Source organism: Actinomadura rudentiformis (assembly GCF_008923185.1).
Lineage (GTDB): Bacteria > Actinomycetota > Actinomycetes > Streptosporangiales > Streptosporangiaceae > Spirillospora > Spirillospora rudentiformis.
The window spans coordinates 664,600-682,521 of sequence record NZ_WBMT01000001.1 but is presented as its reverse complement, the minus strand read 5'-3'; the positions used below and the strand labels follow the sequence as shown (position 1 = coordinate 682,521).

Genomic DNA, 17,922 nt, shown 5'->3' with positions numbered 1-17,922 from the left:
GGCAGTTCCCGAGCTCCGATCCCCTGGTCCGGAAGGATTCCCATGACCGAGAACCACGACGCAATCGTCACCGACGAGAAGCCGGAAGGTGAGGGCGGCTGCCCGGTCGCGCACGGGCGCGCACCCCACCCGACTCAGGGTGGCGGAAATCGCCAGTGGTGGCCGGAGCGGCTCAATCTGAAGATCCTTGCCAAGAACCCCCCCGTGGCCAACCCGCTCGGCGAGGAGTTCGACTACGCCGAGGCGTTCCAGAACCTCGACCTCGACGCCGTCAAGCGCGACATCGCCGAGGTGCTGACGACCTCCCAGGACTGGTGGCCGGCCGACTTCGGCCACTACGGCCCGTTCATGATCCGGATGGCGTGGCACAGCGCGGGCACCTACCGCATCAGCGACGGCCGTGGCGGCGCCGGAGCGGGCCAGCAGCGCTTCGCGCCCCTCAACAGCTGGCCGGACAACGGCAACCTCGACAAGGCGCGCCGGCTGCTGTGGCCGGTCAAGAAGAAGTACGGCCAGAGCATCTCGTGGGCCGACCTCATGATCCTCACCGGCAACGTCGCGCTGGAGACCATGGGCTTCGAGACCTTCGGCTTCGCCGGTGGCCGTGAGGACGTCTGGGAGGCCGACGAGGACGTCTACTGGGGTCCGGAGACCACCTGGCTCGCCGACGAGCGCTACACCGGCGACCGGGAGCTCGAGGAGCCGCTGGGCGCGGTCCAGATGGGCCTCATCTACGTCAACCCCGAGGGCCCGAACGGCAACCCCGACCCGCTGGCCGCGGCCCGCGACATCCGTGAGACGTTCCGCCGGATGGCGATGAACGACGAGGAGACGGCCGCCCTGATCGTCGGCGGTCACACGTTCGGCAAGACCCACGGCGCGGGCCCGTCGGAGCACGTCGGACCCGACCCCGAGGCCGCCCCGATCGAGGAGCAGGGCTTCGGCTGGAAGAACACCTTCGGCACCGGCAAGGGCGCGGACGCGATCACCAGTGGCCTGGAGGGCATCTGGACGCCCACCCCGACCCAGTGGGACAACAGCTTCCTGGAGACCCTGTACGGCTACGAGTGGGAGCTGTTCCAGAGCCCGGCCGGCGCCAACCAGTGGCGGCCGAAGGACGGCGCCGGAGCGGAGACCGTCCCCGACGCCCACGACCCGTCCAAGCGCGTCGCCCCGACGATGCTGACGACCGACCTCTCGATGCGCGTCGACCCGGTCTACGAGCAGATCACGCGGCGCTGGCTCGACCACCCCGAGGAGCTGGCGGACGCCTTCGCCAAGGCGTGGTTCAAGCTGACCCACCGCGACATGGGCCCGGTCGTGCGCTACCTCGGCCCGGAGGTCCCGGCCGAGACGCTGCTGTGGCAGGACCCGCTGCCCGCCGTGACGCACGAGCTCATCGACGCCGAGGACGTCGCCTCCCTCAAGGAGCAGGTCCTCGCCTCGGGTCTGTCGGTGTCCCAGCTGGTGTCCACCGCGTGGGCGTCGGCGTCGTCGTTCCGTGGCAGCGACAAGCGCGGCGGCGCCAACGGCGCCCGCATCCGCCTGCAGCCGCAGATCGGGTGGGAGGTCAACGAGCCCGACCGGCTGGCTGTGGTGCTGCGCACCCTGGAGGGCATCCAGCAGTCCTTCAACGCCGCGCAGACCGGCGGCAAGCAGGTCTCGCTCGCCGACCTGATCGTCCTCGCCGGCGCCGCCGGCGTCGAGAAGGCCGCCAAGGACGCCGGTCACGACGTGACGGTGCCCTTCACGCCGGGCCGCGTGGACGCCTCGCAGGAGCAGACCGACACCGAGTCGTTCGCCGCCCTGGAGCCGAAGGCCGACGGGTTCCGCAACTACCTCGGGAAGGCCAACCGCCTGCCGGCCGAGTACCTGCTGCTCGACAAGGCGAACCTGCTGACCCTGAGCGCCCCGGAGATGACGGTCCTCGTCGGCGGCCTGCGCGTCCTCGGCGCGAACTACCAGCAGTCGCCGCTCGGCGTCCTCACCGAGAGCCCCGGGACGCTGACCAACGACTTCTTCGTCAACCTGCTCGAGCTGGGCACGACGTGGAAGGCGACGTCGGAGGACGCGACCACGTTCGAGGGCCGCGACGCCACGGGCCAGGTCAAGTGGAACGCCAGCCGCGCCGACCTCGTCTTCGGCTCGAACTCCGAGCTGCGCGCGCTCGCGGAGGTCTACGCGAGCGACGACGCGAAGGAGAAGTTCGTGACCGACTTCGTCGCGGCGTGGGACAAGGTCATGAACCTCGACCGGTTCGACCTCCGCTGATCACGCTCCGCTGATCAGGACGTCCGTCTGAACGTCGGCGCAGGGTCATCCCTGCGCCGGCGTTCACCATGTGTCGATCCAGCGGCGGGGCGTCGTGGGGAGTTCGGCGCCGGCGAGGGCGGTGGTGATCCAGCGGCGGGTGTCGGCGGGGTCGATGACGTCGTCGAGCTCGAAGACCGAGGCGGCGTTGAGGGCCTTCCCGTGCTCGTAGGCGGCGGCGACCATCTGCTCGAAGAGGGCCTGGGGATCCTCGGCGGCCTGGAGCTCCTTCCGGAATCCCAGGCGGACCGCGCCCTCCAGACCCATGCCGCCGATCTCGCCGGTCGGCCAGGCGAGGGTCGCGAGCGGCGCCTTGAAACTGCCGCCCGCCATGGCCTGCGCGCCGAGGCCGTAGCCCTTGCGCAGCACGATCGTGACGATCGGGACGCGGAGGTTGGCGCCGATCACGAAGAGGCGGCTGAAGTGCCGGACGGTGGCGGTGCGTTCGGCGTCGGGTCCGACCATGAAGCCCGGAGTGTCGCAGAGCGAGACGACCGGGAGGCCGTGGGCGTCGCAGAGCTGGAGGAAGCGGGCCGCCTTGTCGGCCGCGTCGCGGTCGATGGCGCCGCCAAGGTGCACGGGATTGTTGGCGATCAGCCCCAAGGGGCGGCCCTCGACGCGGATGAGGGCGGTGATGACGCCCGCTCCGAAGCCGCGGCGGAGTTCGAGCACCGAACCGGTGTCGGCCAGGTGCACGATGGCCCGGCGGACGTCATAGGCGCGGAGCCGGTTCTCGGGGATGACGTGGCGGAGGAGCCGCTGGTCGTCGCAGGTCCACGACGCTTGCCGGTCGTGAAGGTGCGTGCCCTGGAAGTAGGAGAGGTAGCGCTTGGCCGCCTCCACGGCCTCGGGCTCGTCCTCGACGAGGATGTCGATGACGCCGTTGGGCACCTGGTCCGCGGCCGGGCCGATCTCCTCGGGCCGGAAGACGCCCAGGCCGCCCCCCTCGATCATCGCGGGCCCGCCCATGCCGATGTTGGCGTCGCGGGTGGCGATGATGACGTCGCAGCAGCCGAGGAGGGCGGCGTTCCCGGCGAAGCAGCGGCCGGACGCGATGCCGACGAGCGGGACCAGCCCGCTCAGGCGCCCCATCGCGTGGAAGCTCATGACGTCCAGGCCCGACACGGTGGTGGTGTCGGTGTCGCCGGGCCGTCCTCCGCCGCCCTCGGCGAACAGGACGAGGGGCAGGCGGCGGCGTTCGGCGATCTCCAGCATCCGGTCGGTCTTGCGGTGGTTCTGGTAGCCCTGCGTCCCGGCCAGCACCATGTAGTCGTAGGACATGACCACGCACTGGTGCCCGTTGACGTCGCCGACGCCGCAGACCATGCCGTCGGCGGGGGTCCGCTCGATGAGGTCCTCCAGGGAACGCCGCTGGCGCTGGGCGGCGATGGCGAGCGCGCCGTACTCGGTGAAGGTGCCGGGGTCGCAGAGGTCGCCGATGTTCTCCCGGGCGGTCCGGTGGCCGCGCGCGTGCCGCCGCGCGACGGCCTCGGGGCGGGACGCGTCCAGGCCGATCTCGTGGCGCCGCCGCACCTCGGCGAGGTCGCCGCGGATCTCGTCCAGGTCGATCTCGGCCTCGTCGTCGGCGTGGTCGCCGTCGGTCTCCGCGGGTTCGATGAAGAGCAGCGGAGCGCCGTCGGTGACGGTCTGGCCCGGCGTGACGGCGAGCGCCTGGACGACGCCGGACGCGACGGCGCGGACGACGTGCTCCATCTTCATGGCCTCGAGGACCACCACGGGCGCTCCCGCCCGGACGAGATCGCCCTCGGCCACGTCCACGCTGACCACCGTGCCCTGGAGCGGCGCGGCCACCGCGACCATGCCGGGTGCGGCGGGAGCACCGGCGGGCCGCTCCGAGGCCGTCGGCAGCTCGGCGAGGTGCTCGGCCACGAATCCGGTGTCGAACGCGCCGTCCGCGAACGCCGGATGCCGCAGAATCCCCCGGAGCAGGGGCACGGTCGTCGCCACTCCCGTGATCTCGAATTCGCTGAGCGCGCCGGTCGCCCTGGCCACGGCGGCCGGGAAGTCCTCCGCGCGGACGATGACCTTTGCCAGGAGCGGGTCGTATCTCAGGCTCGTCCGGTAGCCCGTGTAGCCGTGGGTGTCGACGCGCACGCCGGGCCCCATGGGCGGGCTGAACGCGGTGAGCGTGCCCGCTTCCGGCCTGGGCGTCCCGTCGCGGTCCAGCGTCTCGGTGTTGACCCGTACCTGCAGCGCGCACCCGGCGGGCGCGGGCGGTCGCGCCAGCCCGAGGTCGCCGAGGCTCTCACCCCGCGCCAGGCGGATCTGCGTCTTCACCAGGTCGACACCGGTGATCTCTTCGGTGACGGTGTGCTCGACCTGCAACCGCGGGTTGGCCTCCAGAAACCAGAACTCCCCGCCGGTGACGAGGAATTCGAACGTGCCGAGGCTCCCGTACCGCACGTGAGCCGCCATCGCCGTCGCGGCGTCGAGGATGCGGTCGCGAAGTCCGGCGCTGAGCGACGGAGCGGGGGCGATCTCGATGAGCTTCTGGTGACGCCGCTGGACGCTGCAGTCGCGTTCCCACAGGTGGGTGACGGCACCGGAGCCGTCACCCACGATCTGCACCTCGATGTGCCGGGCGTGTGGTGCGTACCGTTCGACGTAGAGATCACCTTTGCCGAACGCGGCGAACGCCTCGGACCGGCACCGTTCGTACGCCTCGGGCAGCTCGGCCGCGCTCTCGACGACGCGCATGCCGCGCCCGCCGCCTCCGGCGATCGCCTTCAGCATCACCGGCCCGTGGGCCGCCGCGAACGCCTGCGCGTCGGCCAGCGAGGTGGGCCCGCTCGTGCCCGGCGTCACCGGCACGCCGAGCTCGGCGGCGACCTCCCTGGAAAGGGTCTTGTCGCCGAAGAGCTCCAGCAACTCAGGCCGCGGTCCGACGAACGTCAGCCCGGCGCCGGCGCACCGTGCCGCGAACGAGGCGTTCTCGCTCAAGAACCCGTAACCGGGATGGATCGCGGAGACGCCACCGTCCTTGGCCGCGGCCAGGATCGAGTCCTGGTCCAGGTAGCCGGCGGCGCCCTCCCCGGGCAGCTCGCGAACCTCGTCGGCACGCCGCGTGTGCAGGGCCGCGGTGTCGTCACGGGTGTGGACGCCGACCGTCCTGACGCCCAGCTCCGCCGCCGCGCGCATCACCCGGACGGCGATCTCACCGCGATTGGCCACCAGGATGCCGTTCATGACCCTCCCAGATCAGGACGTGGCGACATGGACCGGTACGCGCTCGTCCCACAGGGCACGATTCAGTGTCAGACAGTCATCATCGACCATGTGCCGACGATAATGGTCACCGGCGAATCGACTGGAAGGGAGGGCCTCGCGTGCCCGGAGACCGTGCCTCCCTCCGCGACTCCCTGCTGGACGCCGCCGTCGATCTTCTCGTCCAGCGCGGCTACCGGGGCGTGCGTATGCAGGACGTCGCCGCCGCCGTGGGCGTGAGCCGGCAGACGGTCTACAACGAGTTCGGCGACAAGTGGGGCATGGCCCAGGCGGTGGTCATGCGCGACAACGACCGGTACGTGGACGGCATCGACCGGATCCTGACCGAGCACAGCGACGACCTCTACTCCGCCGTCGCCGCCGCGGTGCGCTTCACGCTGGAGCTGTCCGCCGACGACCCGATCTCGAAGGTGGTGCTGACCGGCGCCGGCGGCGACGAGCTGCTCCCCCTCCTCACCACCCAGGCCGAGCCCGTGTTGTTCACCGCGCGGACCCGCATCATCGAGCACGCGCTGGCGGAGTGGCCGGAGCTCGACCGCGAGGCGTTCAGCGAGATCGCCGAGGCGGCGGTCCGGCTGACGATGAGCCACATCGTGCTCCCCACCGAGCCGCCCGACCAGGTGGCCGACCTGATCGCCCGCATGGTCACGCGCTATCTGGACCTCCCCGGAGGCCGATAACCGCTGGCGCGCCCCGCCCGGCGCGCGCTACGTTCGCCTCTCACCTCGCGGCTGCTGACCCGAGGCCCAGGCGGGGAGCCACCCGCCCTTCTCCCTTTCCCTGCGCGCGCTCCGCCGCGCTTCCAGCAGCCCGAAGGATCTTCATCATGTCTTCTCGCCCGAGCGCGCCCGCTCGCCAGGACCACCGGCTCGTCCGCGTCGACGACGCCTGGCTCCACCTCCCCAACCGCTGGGGCATCCCCGTCGAGATCTGCGCCGGCCCCGAGGTCCCGCTCGAACCCGCCGCCGTCGACGAGGTGCTCACCCTCCTGGAGACCGCCGACACGCTCGCCCGGGTCGCGCCCGGCGCGCGCATCACCCGGGTCGCCCTGACACCTGACTTCCACAAGGGCGCGGGGATCCCGATCGGCACGGTCCTGGAGACCGAGCACGCGCTGCTGCCCCAGGCGGTGGGCAACGACATCAACTGCGGCATGCGGCTGGAGGTCACCTCGCTCCAGGCCGACCGGGTGCGCCCCCGGCTGGACGCGCTCGAACGACGCCTCCGGCATCTGTTCTTCGAGGGCGGCCGGCGGATCGCGCTCACCCCCGCCCAGCGCGAGGCCCTGCTGCGGGACGGCCTGCCGGGGCTGCTGCTCACCGGCGACGCCCGCTGGCCGGGCGTTCAGCCGGAGGACGCCGACGACTCCCTCGACCGGATGCACGCGCCCGCCTTCCCGGCGGCCACCGCCGAGGCGTTCGCCGACTGGATCGGCAGCGCGGGCGGCACGAGCCACGACAGCATCATCGGCGGCATCGGCGGAGGCAATCATTTCGTCGAATTGCAGTACGTCTCGGCCGTTCACGACGCCCGCGCAGCCCACGCCTGGGGACTGTCCCCCGGGACGGTCGTCGTGATGGCGCACAGCGGCTCGCTGTCGCTGGGCCACCAGGCCAACGCCACCGCGCTCGACCACCTCCGCGCCGGCTGGCCGTCCGGCCTGCCACGGCCGCGGAACGGGATCCTGCCGTTCCCCCTCAACGAACGGTCCGAGCCCGCGCGGCGCTCCTACCTCGACGCCTTCGGCAACGCCGCGAATTTCGCACTCGGCAACCGGTTCTTTCTCTCCCTGACGATGCGGGCGGGCCTGGCGGCTGAGTGCGGCGAGCTTTCGGCGCGCCTGCTGTACGACGCGCCGCACAACCTCTTTTGGCAGGAGGGCGATCGGGTCGTGCACCGCAAGGGCGCGACGCCCGCGGGAGGTTTCGCCGAGACGGCCGGCGGCCCGTACGCGATGTGGGGCGAGCCGGTGATCGTGCCCGGCTCGATGGGGGCGGCGAGTTACGTGCTCCGCGGCCACGGCGATCCGCGCACGCTCGCGAGCGCCTGCCACGGCGCCGGTCGGCGCGTTCCGCGCGGGGCGACGGCGCGCGCCGGTGACGATGAGCTCGACGCGTTCCTGCGGGACTTCCGCGTGGTCACGCCGCTGGACCACCGCGACCCCGTGGTGGCGCGGCGGTCCGACGTGATGGCGGCGTGGCGGCGCGATCTCAAGCAGGAGGCGCCCTGGGCGTACAAGGACATCGGCCCGGTCGTCGCCGGCCTGGCGGCGGGTGGCGTCGCCGACCCGGTCGCCGAGCTCCGCCCCCTCCTCACCGTCAAGGGGTGATCAGGGGGTATCGGCCGGGGTGAGGCGCGCGGCGGCCAAGGCCAGGAGCCCGGCGACGAGGACGAGGAACCCTCCGGAGGCGGGCTGGATGACGACCATGGTCCCGCCGATCAGGAGCAGGTAGACGCCCACCTGGAGGGGCAGCCGGCCGGTGGTGCGGATCGCACGGTGGGCGAACGTGCCGATGGCCATGAAGCCGATGCCCGCGTAGAAGAACCAGAGGGCGGCCTCGCGTTCGGGATCGCCGCTGACCGAGTTGACGACGCCGTCCTGGACGATGTCGCCCCAGGTGCCGGCCAGGGCGACGAACGCGTAGACGGTGTGGATGATCGCGATCCCGATGATGAGCCAGGGGATGCTGGCCGGCCGGGGAACGCGGCGGTTGACATTGCTCATGGGACGTCCTCCTACGAGGGGTCGGCTGCGCGGCCGCCGGCGGCGAGGCGCAGGGCGTGTTCGAAGAGGCGGCGCAGGTCGGCCTTCGCCAGCGGCGGGATGACGTGCTCCGCCCCGATCGTGATCATGTAGAAGAGATCGGCGACCCGGGCGGCCTCGTCCGGGTCGCCGGTGAGTTCCAGCCAGAGGGCACGCAGGTAGTCGATCCTGGTGCGGTCCACACGCTCCTGCAGCTCGCGCACCTCGGCGTCCTGCTGCGCCCAGGCGCGGACCGCCACCTCCAGTTCGGGTCCGTGGTCGTCCTTGTCGATGACCAGGTCGAGGAGCCGCTGGAGGCGGGCCAGGGCCGGGGCGTGCGGGTCCGCCTCGGTGAGCTCGATGAAACGGGTCGTCGACTCTGCCTCGAAGTGGGCGAGCAGCGCGGTCTTGTAGCCGCCCATCCCCTTGAAGTGGTGGTAGAAGGACCCCTTGGTCAGCCCGAGCCGCCCGGTGAGCCGCTCGATCGTGAGCGCCGGGGCGCCCCGCTCCGCCAGGATCGCCAGGCCCGCGTCCAGCCAGTCTCGTCTGCTCGCCATGCCCTCACCATTCCATACCGTTTGGTATGGGCCGAACATACCAAACCGTATGGCATGGCGCGAGGCGGGGTGTGATGTCAGTGACCGCTTACTGGGTCGGCTACGGTTTGGGAAGAACGGCATGCGGAGGAGGCGCAGTGGATTTCAACCTGCCCGAGAGCGCGCTGGCGGTCCAGGAGGGCGTGCGGGCGATCGCAGGGAAGTACGACCAGGCCTACTGGGACCGGTGCGACACGGAGAAGCGCTGGCCGGAGGAGGTCTGGCAGGAGCTGGTCGAGGGCGGCTGGCACAGCCTCGCCATTCCGGAGGAGTACGGCGGCGCAGGCCAGGGGCTGCTGGAGCTGTCGGTCGCGCTGGAGAGCCTGGCGGCCGGCGGCGCGGGCGGGGCGGCCTCGTTCATGTACCTGCTGACCCCGGCCTTCGGCGGGCTGACCATCATGCGGCACGGCACCGAGGAGCAGAAGCGCGAGTTCCTGCCGAAGATCGTGTCCGGCGAGATCGAGACCTGCTTCGCCATCACCGAACCGGACGCGGGCAGCAACGCCATCAACATCACCACGCAGGCCCGCCGCGACGGGGACCACTTCCTGGTCGGCGGGCAGAAGATCTGGATCTCAGGGGTGGAGCGCGCCGACTTCCTGGTGCTGGTCGCCCGGACGATCCCGGCGGCCGAGGCCAAGCCGCGCACGGCCGGTTTCACGGTGTTCCTCGTCGACATCAAGGACGCGATCGCCCAGGGCACGCTCAGCTACCAGCCGATCCCCAAGCTCGGCACCAACACCGTCGCGTCCAGCATGGTGTTCCTGGACGACGTACGGGTCCCGGCCGAGCGCGTCCTCGGGCACGTGGACCAGGGCTTCGCGGTGATGTGGGACATCCTCAATCCCGAGCGCATCCTGGCGGCGGCCAGCGGCGTGGGCTTCGGCGAGCTCGTGCTCCAGGTCGCCTGCGACTACGCGCGCGACCGTGCCCCGTTCGGCAAGCCCATCGGCGCCAACCAGGCCGTCGCCTTCCCGCTCGCCAAGATCAAGGCGCAGGTCGAGCTGGCCCGCCTCATGACCTACAAGGCGGCCTGGCTCTGGGACCGGGGCCGGCCGTGCGGCTCGGAGGCCAACATCGCCAAGCTCACCGCCGCCGACGCGGCGTGGCAGGCGGCGGACCGGGCGTTCCAGACGCACGGCGGCATGGCGTACTCGCTGGAGTACCCGGTGGCCCGCATGTTCCGCGACGCGCGCATAGCCAAGAACATCCCGGTCGCCGAGGAACTCGTCCTCGCCCACATCGCCCAGCACGAGCTCGGCCTCCCCAAGTCATACTGAGGGCACGGAGAAGAGAGGTTGCATGCCGAAAACGCACCACTACGAACTGGAAGTCACCTGGACCGGCAACTCGGGCACGGGCACCAGCGGATACCGTGCCTTCGGACGCGACCACGACGTCACTGCCGCCGGGAAACCCGGCATCCCAGGCTCCGCCGATCCGGCGTTCCGCGGTGACCCCGAACGCTGGAACCCCGAGGAGCTGTTGGTCGCCGCGCTGTCGCAGTGCCACATGTTGTGGTACCTGCATCTGTGCGTCGGCGCCAAGATCACCGTCACGGCGTACGCCGACCGCCCGTACGGGACGATGGTGGAGACGCCGAACGGCAGCGGCCACTTCCAGGAGATCGTGCTGCGGCCGCACGTGACGGTCAGCGACCCGGCGGACGCCGAGCGCGCCGTGGCCCTGCACGAGCGCGCCCACGAGATGTGCTTCATCGCCAACTCGGTCAACTTCAAGGTGCACCACGAACCGACGGTCAGCGCACCGGAGGCCTGAGGACGGCGCGCTTACCGGAGTTCGGCGCCCCGGCCTGGGGGCGTCGCCCTGAATGAGGTCAGCCGAACTGGGCGGGCCGCTTCTCCCGGACGGCGGCGACGCCCTCGCGGACGTCGGCCCCGGTGAATCCGAGGAACTCCAGCGCGAGCGAGGCGTCGAAGGCCGGCCCGGCCATGCGCAACCAGTTGTTGAGAGCGTGCTTGGTGAACCGCACCGCCTCGGCGGCGCCGTCGGCGAGGCGCCCGGCGATCTCCAGCGCCCGCTCGTGCACCTCGTCGTCGGCGACGCTGAGGCTGACGAGCCCGATGCGCTCGGCCTCCTCGCCGGTGAGCACGTCGTTGAGCAGCAGGTAGTACTTGGCCTTGGCCATGCCGCACAGCAGCGGCCAGATGATCGCGGCGTGGTCGCCGGCCGCGACGCCGATCCGGGTGTGGCCGTCGAGCAGCTTGGCCGTGCGCCCGGCGACCGAGATGTCGGCCAGCAGGGCGACGGCCAGCCCCGCGCCGACGGCGGGCCCCTGGATCGCGCTGACGACCGGCTTGCCGCAGTCGATGATGTTCATGACGATGTCGCGGGCCTCACGCAGGATCCGGGTGCGGACCGCGTGGTCGGTCATCATCTCCTCGATCATCGCCAGGTCGCCGCCCGCGCAGAACGCGGTGCCCTCGCCGCGCACCACCACCGCGCGCACCCGGTCGTCGGCGTCGACGTCACGCCAGATCCCGGCGAGCTCGCGGTGCCCCACGGTGTCGACGGCGTTGAGCTTGCCGGGGCCGCTGATCGTGACGCGCAGCACCCGCGGCGCCGCCCAGTCGATCTTCAGCCGCTCGTACGCCGCATACCGAGCCAGGTCGCCCGCATCCACATCGCTGCTCATGCCGCACCCATCTCCCCGGAGATCGCGTCGTCGAATGCCGCGCGCAATCGTCGCACAGCGAACTCCATCGCCTCGACACCGGCATCGAAGATCTCAGGGAGCAGGAAGAACGAGTGCACGACCCCCTCGAACCGGCGGAGCTCGACCGGGACACCGGCCGCCCGCATCTTGCGCGCGTAGGCCTCGCCCTCGTCGCGGAGGATGTCGTATTCGGCGGTGATGACCGTGGCGGGGGCCAGCCCGGACAGGTCGGGCGCGCGCAGCGGGGCCAGCCTCGGGTCGGCGGGATCGGCGACGCCACGGTAGAGCCCCATGAAACGGCGCAGTGCCGGGCCGTCCAGGCCGTATCCCGTGGCGAACTCGGCGTGGCTGGCGGTGTCCATGGCGGTGTCGGTGACCGGGTAGACGAGCAGCTGGTGGACGAGCGGCACGGCGCGTTCACGGGCGAGCAGGGCGACCACGGCGGCCAGGTTGCCGCCGGCGCTGTCGCCGGCCACGGCGACGGCGCGCGGATCGACGCCGTACGGCTCGGGATCGTGCACAACACCGGCCGTCACCGCCCACGCGTCCTCCACCGCCGCCGGGAACGGGTGCTCGGGCGCGAGCCGGTAGTCCACGCTGACCACCGCGCAGCGGGCGCGCGCGGCCAGCTCGCGGCAGGCGGCGTCCACGCTCTCCAGATCACCGATCACCCAGCCGCCGCCGTGGAAGTAGACGATCGCGGGGAGGGGCGGGCCGCCGGGGGGAACGGGGCGGTAGAGGCGCACGGGCACCGGCCCGCCTGCGGCCAGGACGGTCGTGTCGGTCACCTGCGGCAGATCGCGCCGTTCACTGAAGAACGACAGACCCAGCGCGCTGCGCATGTCCTCGATCGTGGGCTCGGGTCCGGCGAACGCGGCCAGGGCGCGGACGTCTTCGAGGAATCTCGCGGTCTGCGGGTCCAGGGGCATGCGGCGACCTCCGGCGGGCGGCGTGGCATGAACCTACCCACCGGCAGGGACAATGATCAGCTGCCGGATGATCAGTGCCCGGACGCCTCGGCGACCAGGGCCTCGAACAGCCGGCGGTCGTCCCCCTCCTCGGGATGCCACTGCACGCCGAGCCCGAACCGGTGGCCCTGGAGCTCGACCGCCTCGACCACCTGGTCGTCGGCCCAGGCGACCGCGACCAGGCCCTTGCCCAGCCGGCTGACCGCCTGGTGGTGGTAGGTCGGCACCTCCACGGCGTCCCCGAGGATCTTGCCGATCGTGCTGGTCGAGCTGATCTGCACCCCGTGCCTGCCCACCAGGCCCGCGCCTGGGGCGTGCCCCTCGTGGCCGACGGCCTCGGGCAGGTGCTGGATCAGCGCGCCGCCGCGTGCCACGTTGAGGATCTGCATGCCCCGGCAGATGGCCAGGAACGGCAGGTCCGCGTCCACCACCGCGCGGGCGAGCGCGAGCTCGAAACGGTCGCGCTGCGGCTGGGGCGGCCCGGTCGCCTCGTGCCGTTCCGCGCCGTACAGCTCCGGATCGAGATCCCCGCCCCCAGCGAGGATGAGGCCGTCGAGCCCGCCGACCAGACTGTCGAGCCCGCGCAGGCCGGCCATCGGCGGCACCATGACCGGAACGCCGCCCGCCCGTTCGACCGCGCGCACGTAGGACGCGGGAAGGAGGGCCGCCTCGCGGACCCACACGCCCCAGCGGGCCGGTTCGAGGTAGGTCGTGACGCCGATGAGCGGCGGAGATTTCCCGGGGGCGGCGTGGGGGCCCGGAGCCCCGCGGGTCGCCTCGTCCATTCCTGTGTCCCCCTTCTCGATGAGCACCGGCCGGCTCGATGAACGGTGGCCACGGCTCGGTACCCGATTTGCTGCGAATCGTCGCGTTCGCCAGGGCCATCATGACGGATGACCCGCTTTTCGGACCGCCCCACCCCTGGTCCGGCCCCGTCCCAGCTTGCCGTAATCCCCTGGCGCACGCAGGCCGACAACCCCTCCCCGGGCACGAATTCAGAAACCTCATACCCGGGATGAAATTTCTCCACCGCATCCACCTACCCCTTCTGCGGCGATCTACGGACACATTCGTGTCGCGAAAGTTTGCGACCCACAAGGGCCATTCGCCGAGACGATCAACTCCGCACAACCCAGGTTGTTGAATACTGATCAGTATTCTTCTCCTCAAGCGACTCAATGGTGATTACGGAGAATCATGACTCGATTACTAATCGTGGGCATGCGTGCACCTTGCCGCGAAACGGTTGAGTACCAGCGGCTTTGGGTGGGAGAATCTCACCAGACCGGGCCGCTCGTGGGGCGTTGGAGACGCTGGGGAATGTCGAGGGACCGGAGACAAAGCCAGGGGGGCGAGCTTGGCAATGTCATTGGAACCCCGCCTCGTTAAAGAGAATTTCGCGCAACTCGGGACATCGGCAGACAAGGCGGCCGCCTATTTCTACGGGAGGCTATTCGCGGAGAATCCACGGCTGCGCGCCATGTTCCCACCGGCAATGGACATCCAACGCGACCGCCTCTTTCACGCGCTCACCAAGATCGTATGGAGTCTGGACAGTCCCGGCACGCTCGCGGGCTACCTCTCACAGCTCGGCCGTGATCACCGCAAGTTCGGGGTGCTCCGGGAGCACTACCCGGCCGTGGGGGCCGCGCTCATCGCGACGCTGCGCAAGTTCAGCGACGAGTGGACACCGGATGTGGAGGCCGCCTGGACCGCCGCCTACCAGGAGGCGAGCAGCCTGATGCTCGCCGCCGCGGACGAGGACGCCGAGCACACGCCGCCCTGGTGGGTGGCCGAGGTGCACGACCACGACCGCCGATCTCATGATCTGGCGGTGCTGACGCTCCGCCCGGCCCAGCAGCTCCCGTTCACCGCCGGGCAGTACCTCACGGTGCAGACCGCCCGCTGGCCGCGCGTCTGGCGGCCCTACTCGATCGCCAACGCGCCGCGCTCGGACGGGATGGTGCGCCTGCACGTCCGGGCCCTGCCCGGCGGCTGGGTCAGCGGCAGCCTGGTCCGGCACACCACGTCCGGCGACAGCCTGCTGCTCGGTCCGGCGCTGGGCAGCATGACACTCGACCCCGAGTCCGACCGCGACCTCCTGCTCATCGCCGGGGGGACCGGCCTGGCCCCCCTCAAGGCGCTGGCCGAGCAGGTCATCATGTCCGGACGGCACCGCAACATCCAGCTGCTGGTGGGCGCGCGTGCCGAGCGGGACCTGTACGACCTGCCGGATCTGCGCCTGCTGGAGTCCAGTTATCCCTGGCTCGAAGTGATCCCCGTCCTGTCCGAAGAGCCCGGATACGACGGCATGCGAGGGCAGATCCCCGATGTGCTCAGCCGATTCCACGACTGGCAGGACCATGACGTCTACGTGTCCGGCCCGACCGAGATGATCCGGAGCTCGGTCGGCGAGCTCCAGCGGCTGGGCGTGCCCCCGGCCCGCATCCGCCACGACCTCCTCGGCGCCGAGGAATCCCAGCCGGGCAAGTCCTAGTCAGACGGCCCCCCGGCCCCTCACCAGCCCGCGCGGCGGCGGAGGAAGTCGGTGGTCTGCTGGTCGGCCGGGTAGAACGACTCGATGGCCAGCTCGGCGACCGTGATGTCGACCGGCGTGCCGAACGTGGCGATCGTGCCGATGAACGAGAGCTCCTCGCCCCCGGCCCGCATCCGCAGGGGCACCACGACCTCGTTCCCGGAAGGCGTCACGACGGCCTCGGCCACCGGGTCGGTGCCCGGGTAGTCGCGCAGCTCGCGGTAGAGCTGTGCGAGGGACTCGTCGGCGGTGAGCGCCACGTGCCTGCGCACCCGGTCGACCATGTGGGCACGCCACTCCCCCAGGTTGAGGATGTTCCTGGCCATGCCCTCCGGATGCATGCTGAGCCGCAGCACGTTCACCGGCGGCTCCAGCAGCTCGGGCGGCGCCCCTTCCATGAACAGGGCCGCGGCGCCGTTGGCGTCGATCAGGTTCCAGAACCGGTCCACGACCACCGCGGGGAACGGCTCGTGCGCGTCCAGGACGAGCCGCAGCGCCGACCGCACCGAGTCCATCCGCGGCTCCTCCATCGGCGTCTCGGCGTACACCGGAGCGAAGCCCGCCGAGACCAGCAGCAGGTTGCGGTCGCGCAGCGGCACCTCCAGCTGCTCGGCCAGCCGCAGGACCATCTCGCGGCTCGGCGCCGAACGCCCCGTCTCCACGAAGCTCAGGTGGCGGGTCGACACGTCGGCCGCCGAGGCGAGCTCCAGCTGGCTCAGCCGCCGCCGCTGGCGCCAGGCGCGCAACTGCTCCCCGATCGGCCGCACGTCGCTGAGTGATGTCGTCATCGTCGTCACGCCCCCGACGCTATCGACCACCACGTCACGGGAGCGATTACCTCGCATGTAATGCCGCTCACCTCACTCTTTACCTCCGAGGTAATGGACCCGCCGCCGCCCGGCGACGAAGGTGATCTCAAGCAGCCGACAAGGAGCATGATGACCACCGAGATCACCCCAGGCCGGCTGGCCGATGCCATGCCGTTCGCCCGCGCGCTGGGCGTCGAGATCGACACCGCGGGGCCCGACGAGGTCACCGGGCGGCTCGCCTGGGACCCGGACCGCTGCACCGCCGGCGGCGTGATGCACGGTGGCGCGCTGATGGCTCTGGCCGACACCCTGGGCGCCGCGTGCGCGTTTCTCAACCTGCCGCCGGGCGCCTCCACGACCACGCTGGAGTCGAAGACCAACTTCTTCCGCGCCCTCCGCTCAGGGCACGTGAACGCCGTGGCGCGGCCACTTCACGTCGGCCGCACGTCCATCGTCGTCCAGACCGACCTGCATGACGCCGACGGCAAGCGGATCGCCCAGGTCACGCAAACACAGGCCGTCCTGCGGCCCTAATCTCACCATCGTTCCGGAAGTAGCCGGCCCAGGCGGCCTGCAGCGTGTCAGCATGGCGTTACACCAGGTCTCACCGGGGAGAACGTCATGGACGACGTCGTACTCGTCATCGGCACACGGAAGGGTCTCTTCACCGCCCGCAGCCGGCGCGGGCGGGCGGAATGGACGACCGATGCCCTCCGTTTCCCCAGCACCCCGGTCACGGCCATCGGGATCGCGGACGGCGGCCGGATGCTCGCCGCCGTCAACAGCCCGTTCTGGGGTGTCTCGATCGTCACCTCGGACGACTTCGGGCAGAGCTGGAGCGAGCCGGCCAAGGACTCCGAAGAGCCCCCGATCGCCTTCCCGCAGCCGGCGGAGACCGCCCTCGCCGACATCTGGCAGCTGCGCTTCTCCGAGTCCGAGCCCGATGTGGTGTACGCGGGTGTCGAGCCTGCGGCGCTGTTCCGCTCCGAGGACGGCGGGCACACGTTCCGGCTCGTCGAAGGCCTGTGGGAACACCCTCACCGCCCGACCTGGCAGCCCGGCGGCGGCGGACTGTGCCTGCACACCGTGCTCCCCGACCCTGGGGATCCCCAGACGGTCACCGTGGCCATCTCGACCGGCGGCGTCTACCGGACGACCGACGGCGGCGCGACGTGGGCGCCGCGCAACCGGGGCATCAAGGCGGACTTCTTCCCCGAGGCCGACGCGTTCCCCGAGTACGGCCAGTGCGTGCACAAGATCGACCTGCACCCGTCCAACCCGGGGCGCTTCTTCCTCCAGCACCACGGCGGCGTCTACCGGAGCGACGACGCCGCCTCCTCGTGGACGCGCATCGACGAGGGGCTCCCCGCCGACTTCGGCTTCCCGATCGCCGTCCACCCGCACCGGCCCGACACGGTGTACGTGCTGCCCCTCAACGGCGCTGACGACCGCAGCCCCACCGGCCATCGCCTGCAGGTCTACCGGTCGGACGACGCCGGCGGCACCTGGCGGTCACTGAGCGAGGGGCTGCCCGAAGAGCCCTGCTACACCACCGTCCTGCGCGACGCGATGTGCACCGACCAGGCCGACCCGGCGGGGGTCTACTTCGGCACCCGCGACGGCTTCGTCTACGCCAGCCGGGACGGGGGCGAGTCGTGGACCGAGGTCGTCCGCCATCTGCCCGACGTCCTGTGCGTGCGGGCGGCCACGACGTGATCACCGTCGAGGTCCGGCTGCCCGGCGCCCTGCGCGATCTCGCCGGCGCCCGGCCGGTCGTCCCGGTGGAGCTGCCCGACGGCGCGACGGTCGGCGATCTGCTGGACGCCCTCGGCCGCGAGCTGCCCGCCGTCGAACGCCGCGTACGGGACGAACAGGGCGCGATCCGGCCGCACGTCAACGTGTTCATCGGGCCCGCGAACATACGGGATCTCGCGCTGCTGGCGACGCCCTTGATCCCCGGCGCCGAGGTCTACATCCTCCCCGCCGTCTCCGGAGGCTGACGCCTTTACATTGTAGATTCCATCTGTGGTGCCTACC

General features: G+C 71.1%; 16 protein-coding genes. 9 read left to right on the top strand and 7 right to left on the bottom strand.

What is annotated here, in order from left to right; all coding sequences use genetic code 11:
• The first annotated feature begins 42 nt into the window (after positions 1 to 42).
• On the top strand, positions 43 to 2,271 hold the full coding sequence (gene katG, locus F8566_RS03255; RefSeq protein ID WP_151557722.1) for a catalase/peroxidase HPI: 2,229 nt from the start codon (positions 43 to 45) through the stop codon (positions 2,269 to 2,271).
• A 63-nt stretch (positions 2,272 to 2,334) separates the two neighbouring features.
• On the opposite strand, the gene F8566_RS03250 is transcribed toward katG, so the two are convergent.
• Entirely contained in the window at positions 2,335 to 5,517 is a 3,183-nt protein-coding gene (locus F8566_RS03250) for a carboxyl transferase domain-containing protein (protein WP_151557720.1), read from the bottom strand.
• A gap of 140 nt (positions 5,518 to 5,657) precedes the next feature.
• On the opposite strand from F8566_RS03250, the gene F8566_RS03245 reads away from it, so the two are divergent.
• Positions 5,658 to 6,236 (top strand): TetR/AcrR family transcriptional regulator, encoded by a 579-nt coding sequence (locus F8566_RS03245; RefSeq protein WP_151557718.1) that lies wholly within the window; start codon positions 5,658 to 5,660, stop codon positions 6,234 to 6,236.
• A gap of 146 nt (positions 6,237 to 6,382) precedes the next feature.
• Positions 6,383 to 7,885: an RtcB family protein gene (locus F8566_RS03240; RefSeq protein WP_151557716.1), complete on the top strand. Its 1,503-nt coding sequence runs from the start codon at positions 6,383 to 6,385 to the stop codon at positions 7,883 to 7,885.
• Here the strand turns inward: F8566_RS03240 and F8566_RS03235 are convergent, their stop codons facing one another.
• Both F8566_RS03235 and F8566_RS03230 read right to left on the bottom strand, forming a co-directional pair.
• Complete coding sequence (locus tag F8566_RS03235; RefSeq protein WP_151557714.1) at positions 7,886 to 8,281, bottom strand: DUF6463 family protein; 396 nt, start codon at positions 8,279 to 8,281, stop codon at positions 7,886 to 7,888. It lies immediately after the preceding gene.
• An 11-nt stretch (positions 8,282 to 8,292) separates the two neighbouring features.
• A complete protein-coding gene (locus F8566_RS03230) occupies positions 8,293 to 8,856 on the bottom strand; it encodes a TetR/AcrR family transcriptional regulator (RefSeq protein WP_151557712.1) in 564 nt (187 codons plus the stop codon).
• A 137-nt stretch (positions 8,857 to 8,993) separates the two neighbouring features.
• On the opposite strand from F8566_RS03230, the gene F8566_RS03225 reads away from it, so the two are divergent.
• Together F8566_RS03225 and F8566_RS03220 are read left to right on the top strand one after the other, a co-directional pair.
• Positions 8,994 to 10,175, top strand: coding sequence for an acyl-CoA dehydrogenase family protein (locus tag F8566_RS03225; protein ID WP_151557710.1), 1,182 nt, complete (start codon positions 8,994 to 8,996; stop codon positions 10,173 to 10,175).
• A 22-nt stretch (positions 10,176 to 10,197) separates the two neighbouring features.
• Positions 10,198 to 10,674 carry an OsmC family protein gene (locus tag F8566_RS03220; RefSeq protein WP_151557708.1) on the top strand — a complete coding sequence of 159 codons (477 nt, stop codon included), beginning with the start codon at positions 10,198 to 10,200 and terminating at the stop codon, positions 10,672 to 10,674.
• 58 nt (positions 10,675 to 10,732) lie between these two features.
• On the opposite strand, the gene F8566_RS03215 is transcribed toward F8566_RS03220, so the two are convergent.
• The 3 genes from F8566_RS03215 to F8566_RS03205 all read right to left on the bottom strand — a co-directional run bounded on the left by F8566_RS03215 (position 10,733) and on the right by F8566_RS03205 (position 13,325).
• A complete protein-coding gene (locus F8566_RS03215; RefSeq protein ID WP_151557706.1) occupies positions 10,733 to 11,551 on the bottom strand; it encodes an enoyl-CoA hydratase/isomerase family protein in 819 nt (272 codons plus the stop codon).
• The gene (locus F8566_RS03210) at positions 11,548 to 12,501 is read right to left on the bottom strand and encodes an alpha/beta hydrolase (RefSeq protein WP_151557704.1); all 954 of its coding nucleotides are present in this window, start codon (positions 12,499 to 12,501) and stop codon (positions 11,548 to 11,550) included. The genes F8566_RS03215 and F8566_RS03210 overlap by 4 nt, the downstream gene beginning before the upstream one ends.
• A 71-nt stretch (positions 12,502 to 12,572) precedes the next feature.
• Positions 12,573 to 13,325 carry a gamma-glutamyl-gamma-aminobutyrate hydrolase family protein gene (locus F8566_RS03205; protein WP_151557702.1) on the bottom strand — a complete coding sequence of 251 codons (753 nt, stop codon included), beginning with the start codon at positions 13,323 to 13,325 and terminating at the stop codon, positions 12,573 to 12,575.
• Positions 13,326 to 13,903: 578 nt separating this feature from the next.
• Between F8566_RS03205 and F8566_RS03200 the strand changes: the two genes are divergently transcribed.
• Entirely contained in the window at positions 13,904 to 15,037 is a 1,134-nt protein-coding gene (locus F8566_RS03200; RefSeq protein ID WP_151557700.1) for a globin domain-containing protein, read from the top strand.
• Between the two features lie 20 nt (positions 15,038 to 15,057).
• On the opposite strand, the gene F8566_RS03195 is transcribed toward F8566_RS03200, so the two are convergent.
• A complete protein-coding gene (locus F8566_RS03195) occupies positions 15,058 to 15,864 on the bottom strand; it encodes a helix-turn-helix domain-containing protein (RefSeq protein ID WP_151557989.1) in 807 nt (268 codons plus the stop codon).
• A gap of 147 nt (positions 15,865 to 16,011) precedes the next feature.
• Here F8566_RS03195 and F8566_RS03190 point away from each other — a divergent pair, with 147 nt between their 5' ends.
• The 3 genes from F8566_RS03190 (at position 16,012) to F8566_RS03180 (ending at position 17,885) form a co-directional block, all read left to right on the top strand.
• Complete coding sequence (locus F8566_RS03190) at positions 16,012 to 16,419, top strand: PaaI family thioesterase (protein ID WP_225992813.1); 408 nt, start codon at positions 16,012 to 16,014, stop codon at positions 16,417 to 16,419.
• Between the two features lie 87 nt (positions 16,420 to 16,506).
• Positions 16,507 to 17,601, top strand: a complete 1,095-nt coding sequence (locus tag F8566_RS03185) for a WD40/YVTN/BNR-like repeat-containing protein (RefSeq protein WP_151557698.1) — start codon at positions 16,507 to 16,509, stop codon at positions 17,599 to 17,601.
• Positions 17,598 to 17,885 (top strand): ubiquitin-like small modifier protein 1, encoded by a 288-nt coding sequence (locus F8566_RS03180; RefSeq protein ID WP_151557696.1) that lies wholly within the window; start codon positions 17,598 to 17,600, stop codon positions 17,883 to 17,885. Before F8566_RS03185 ends, F8566_RS03180 begins: the two co-directional genes overlap by 4 nt.
• Positions 17,886 to 17,922: the final 37 nt, after the last annotated feature.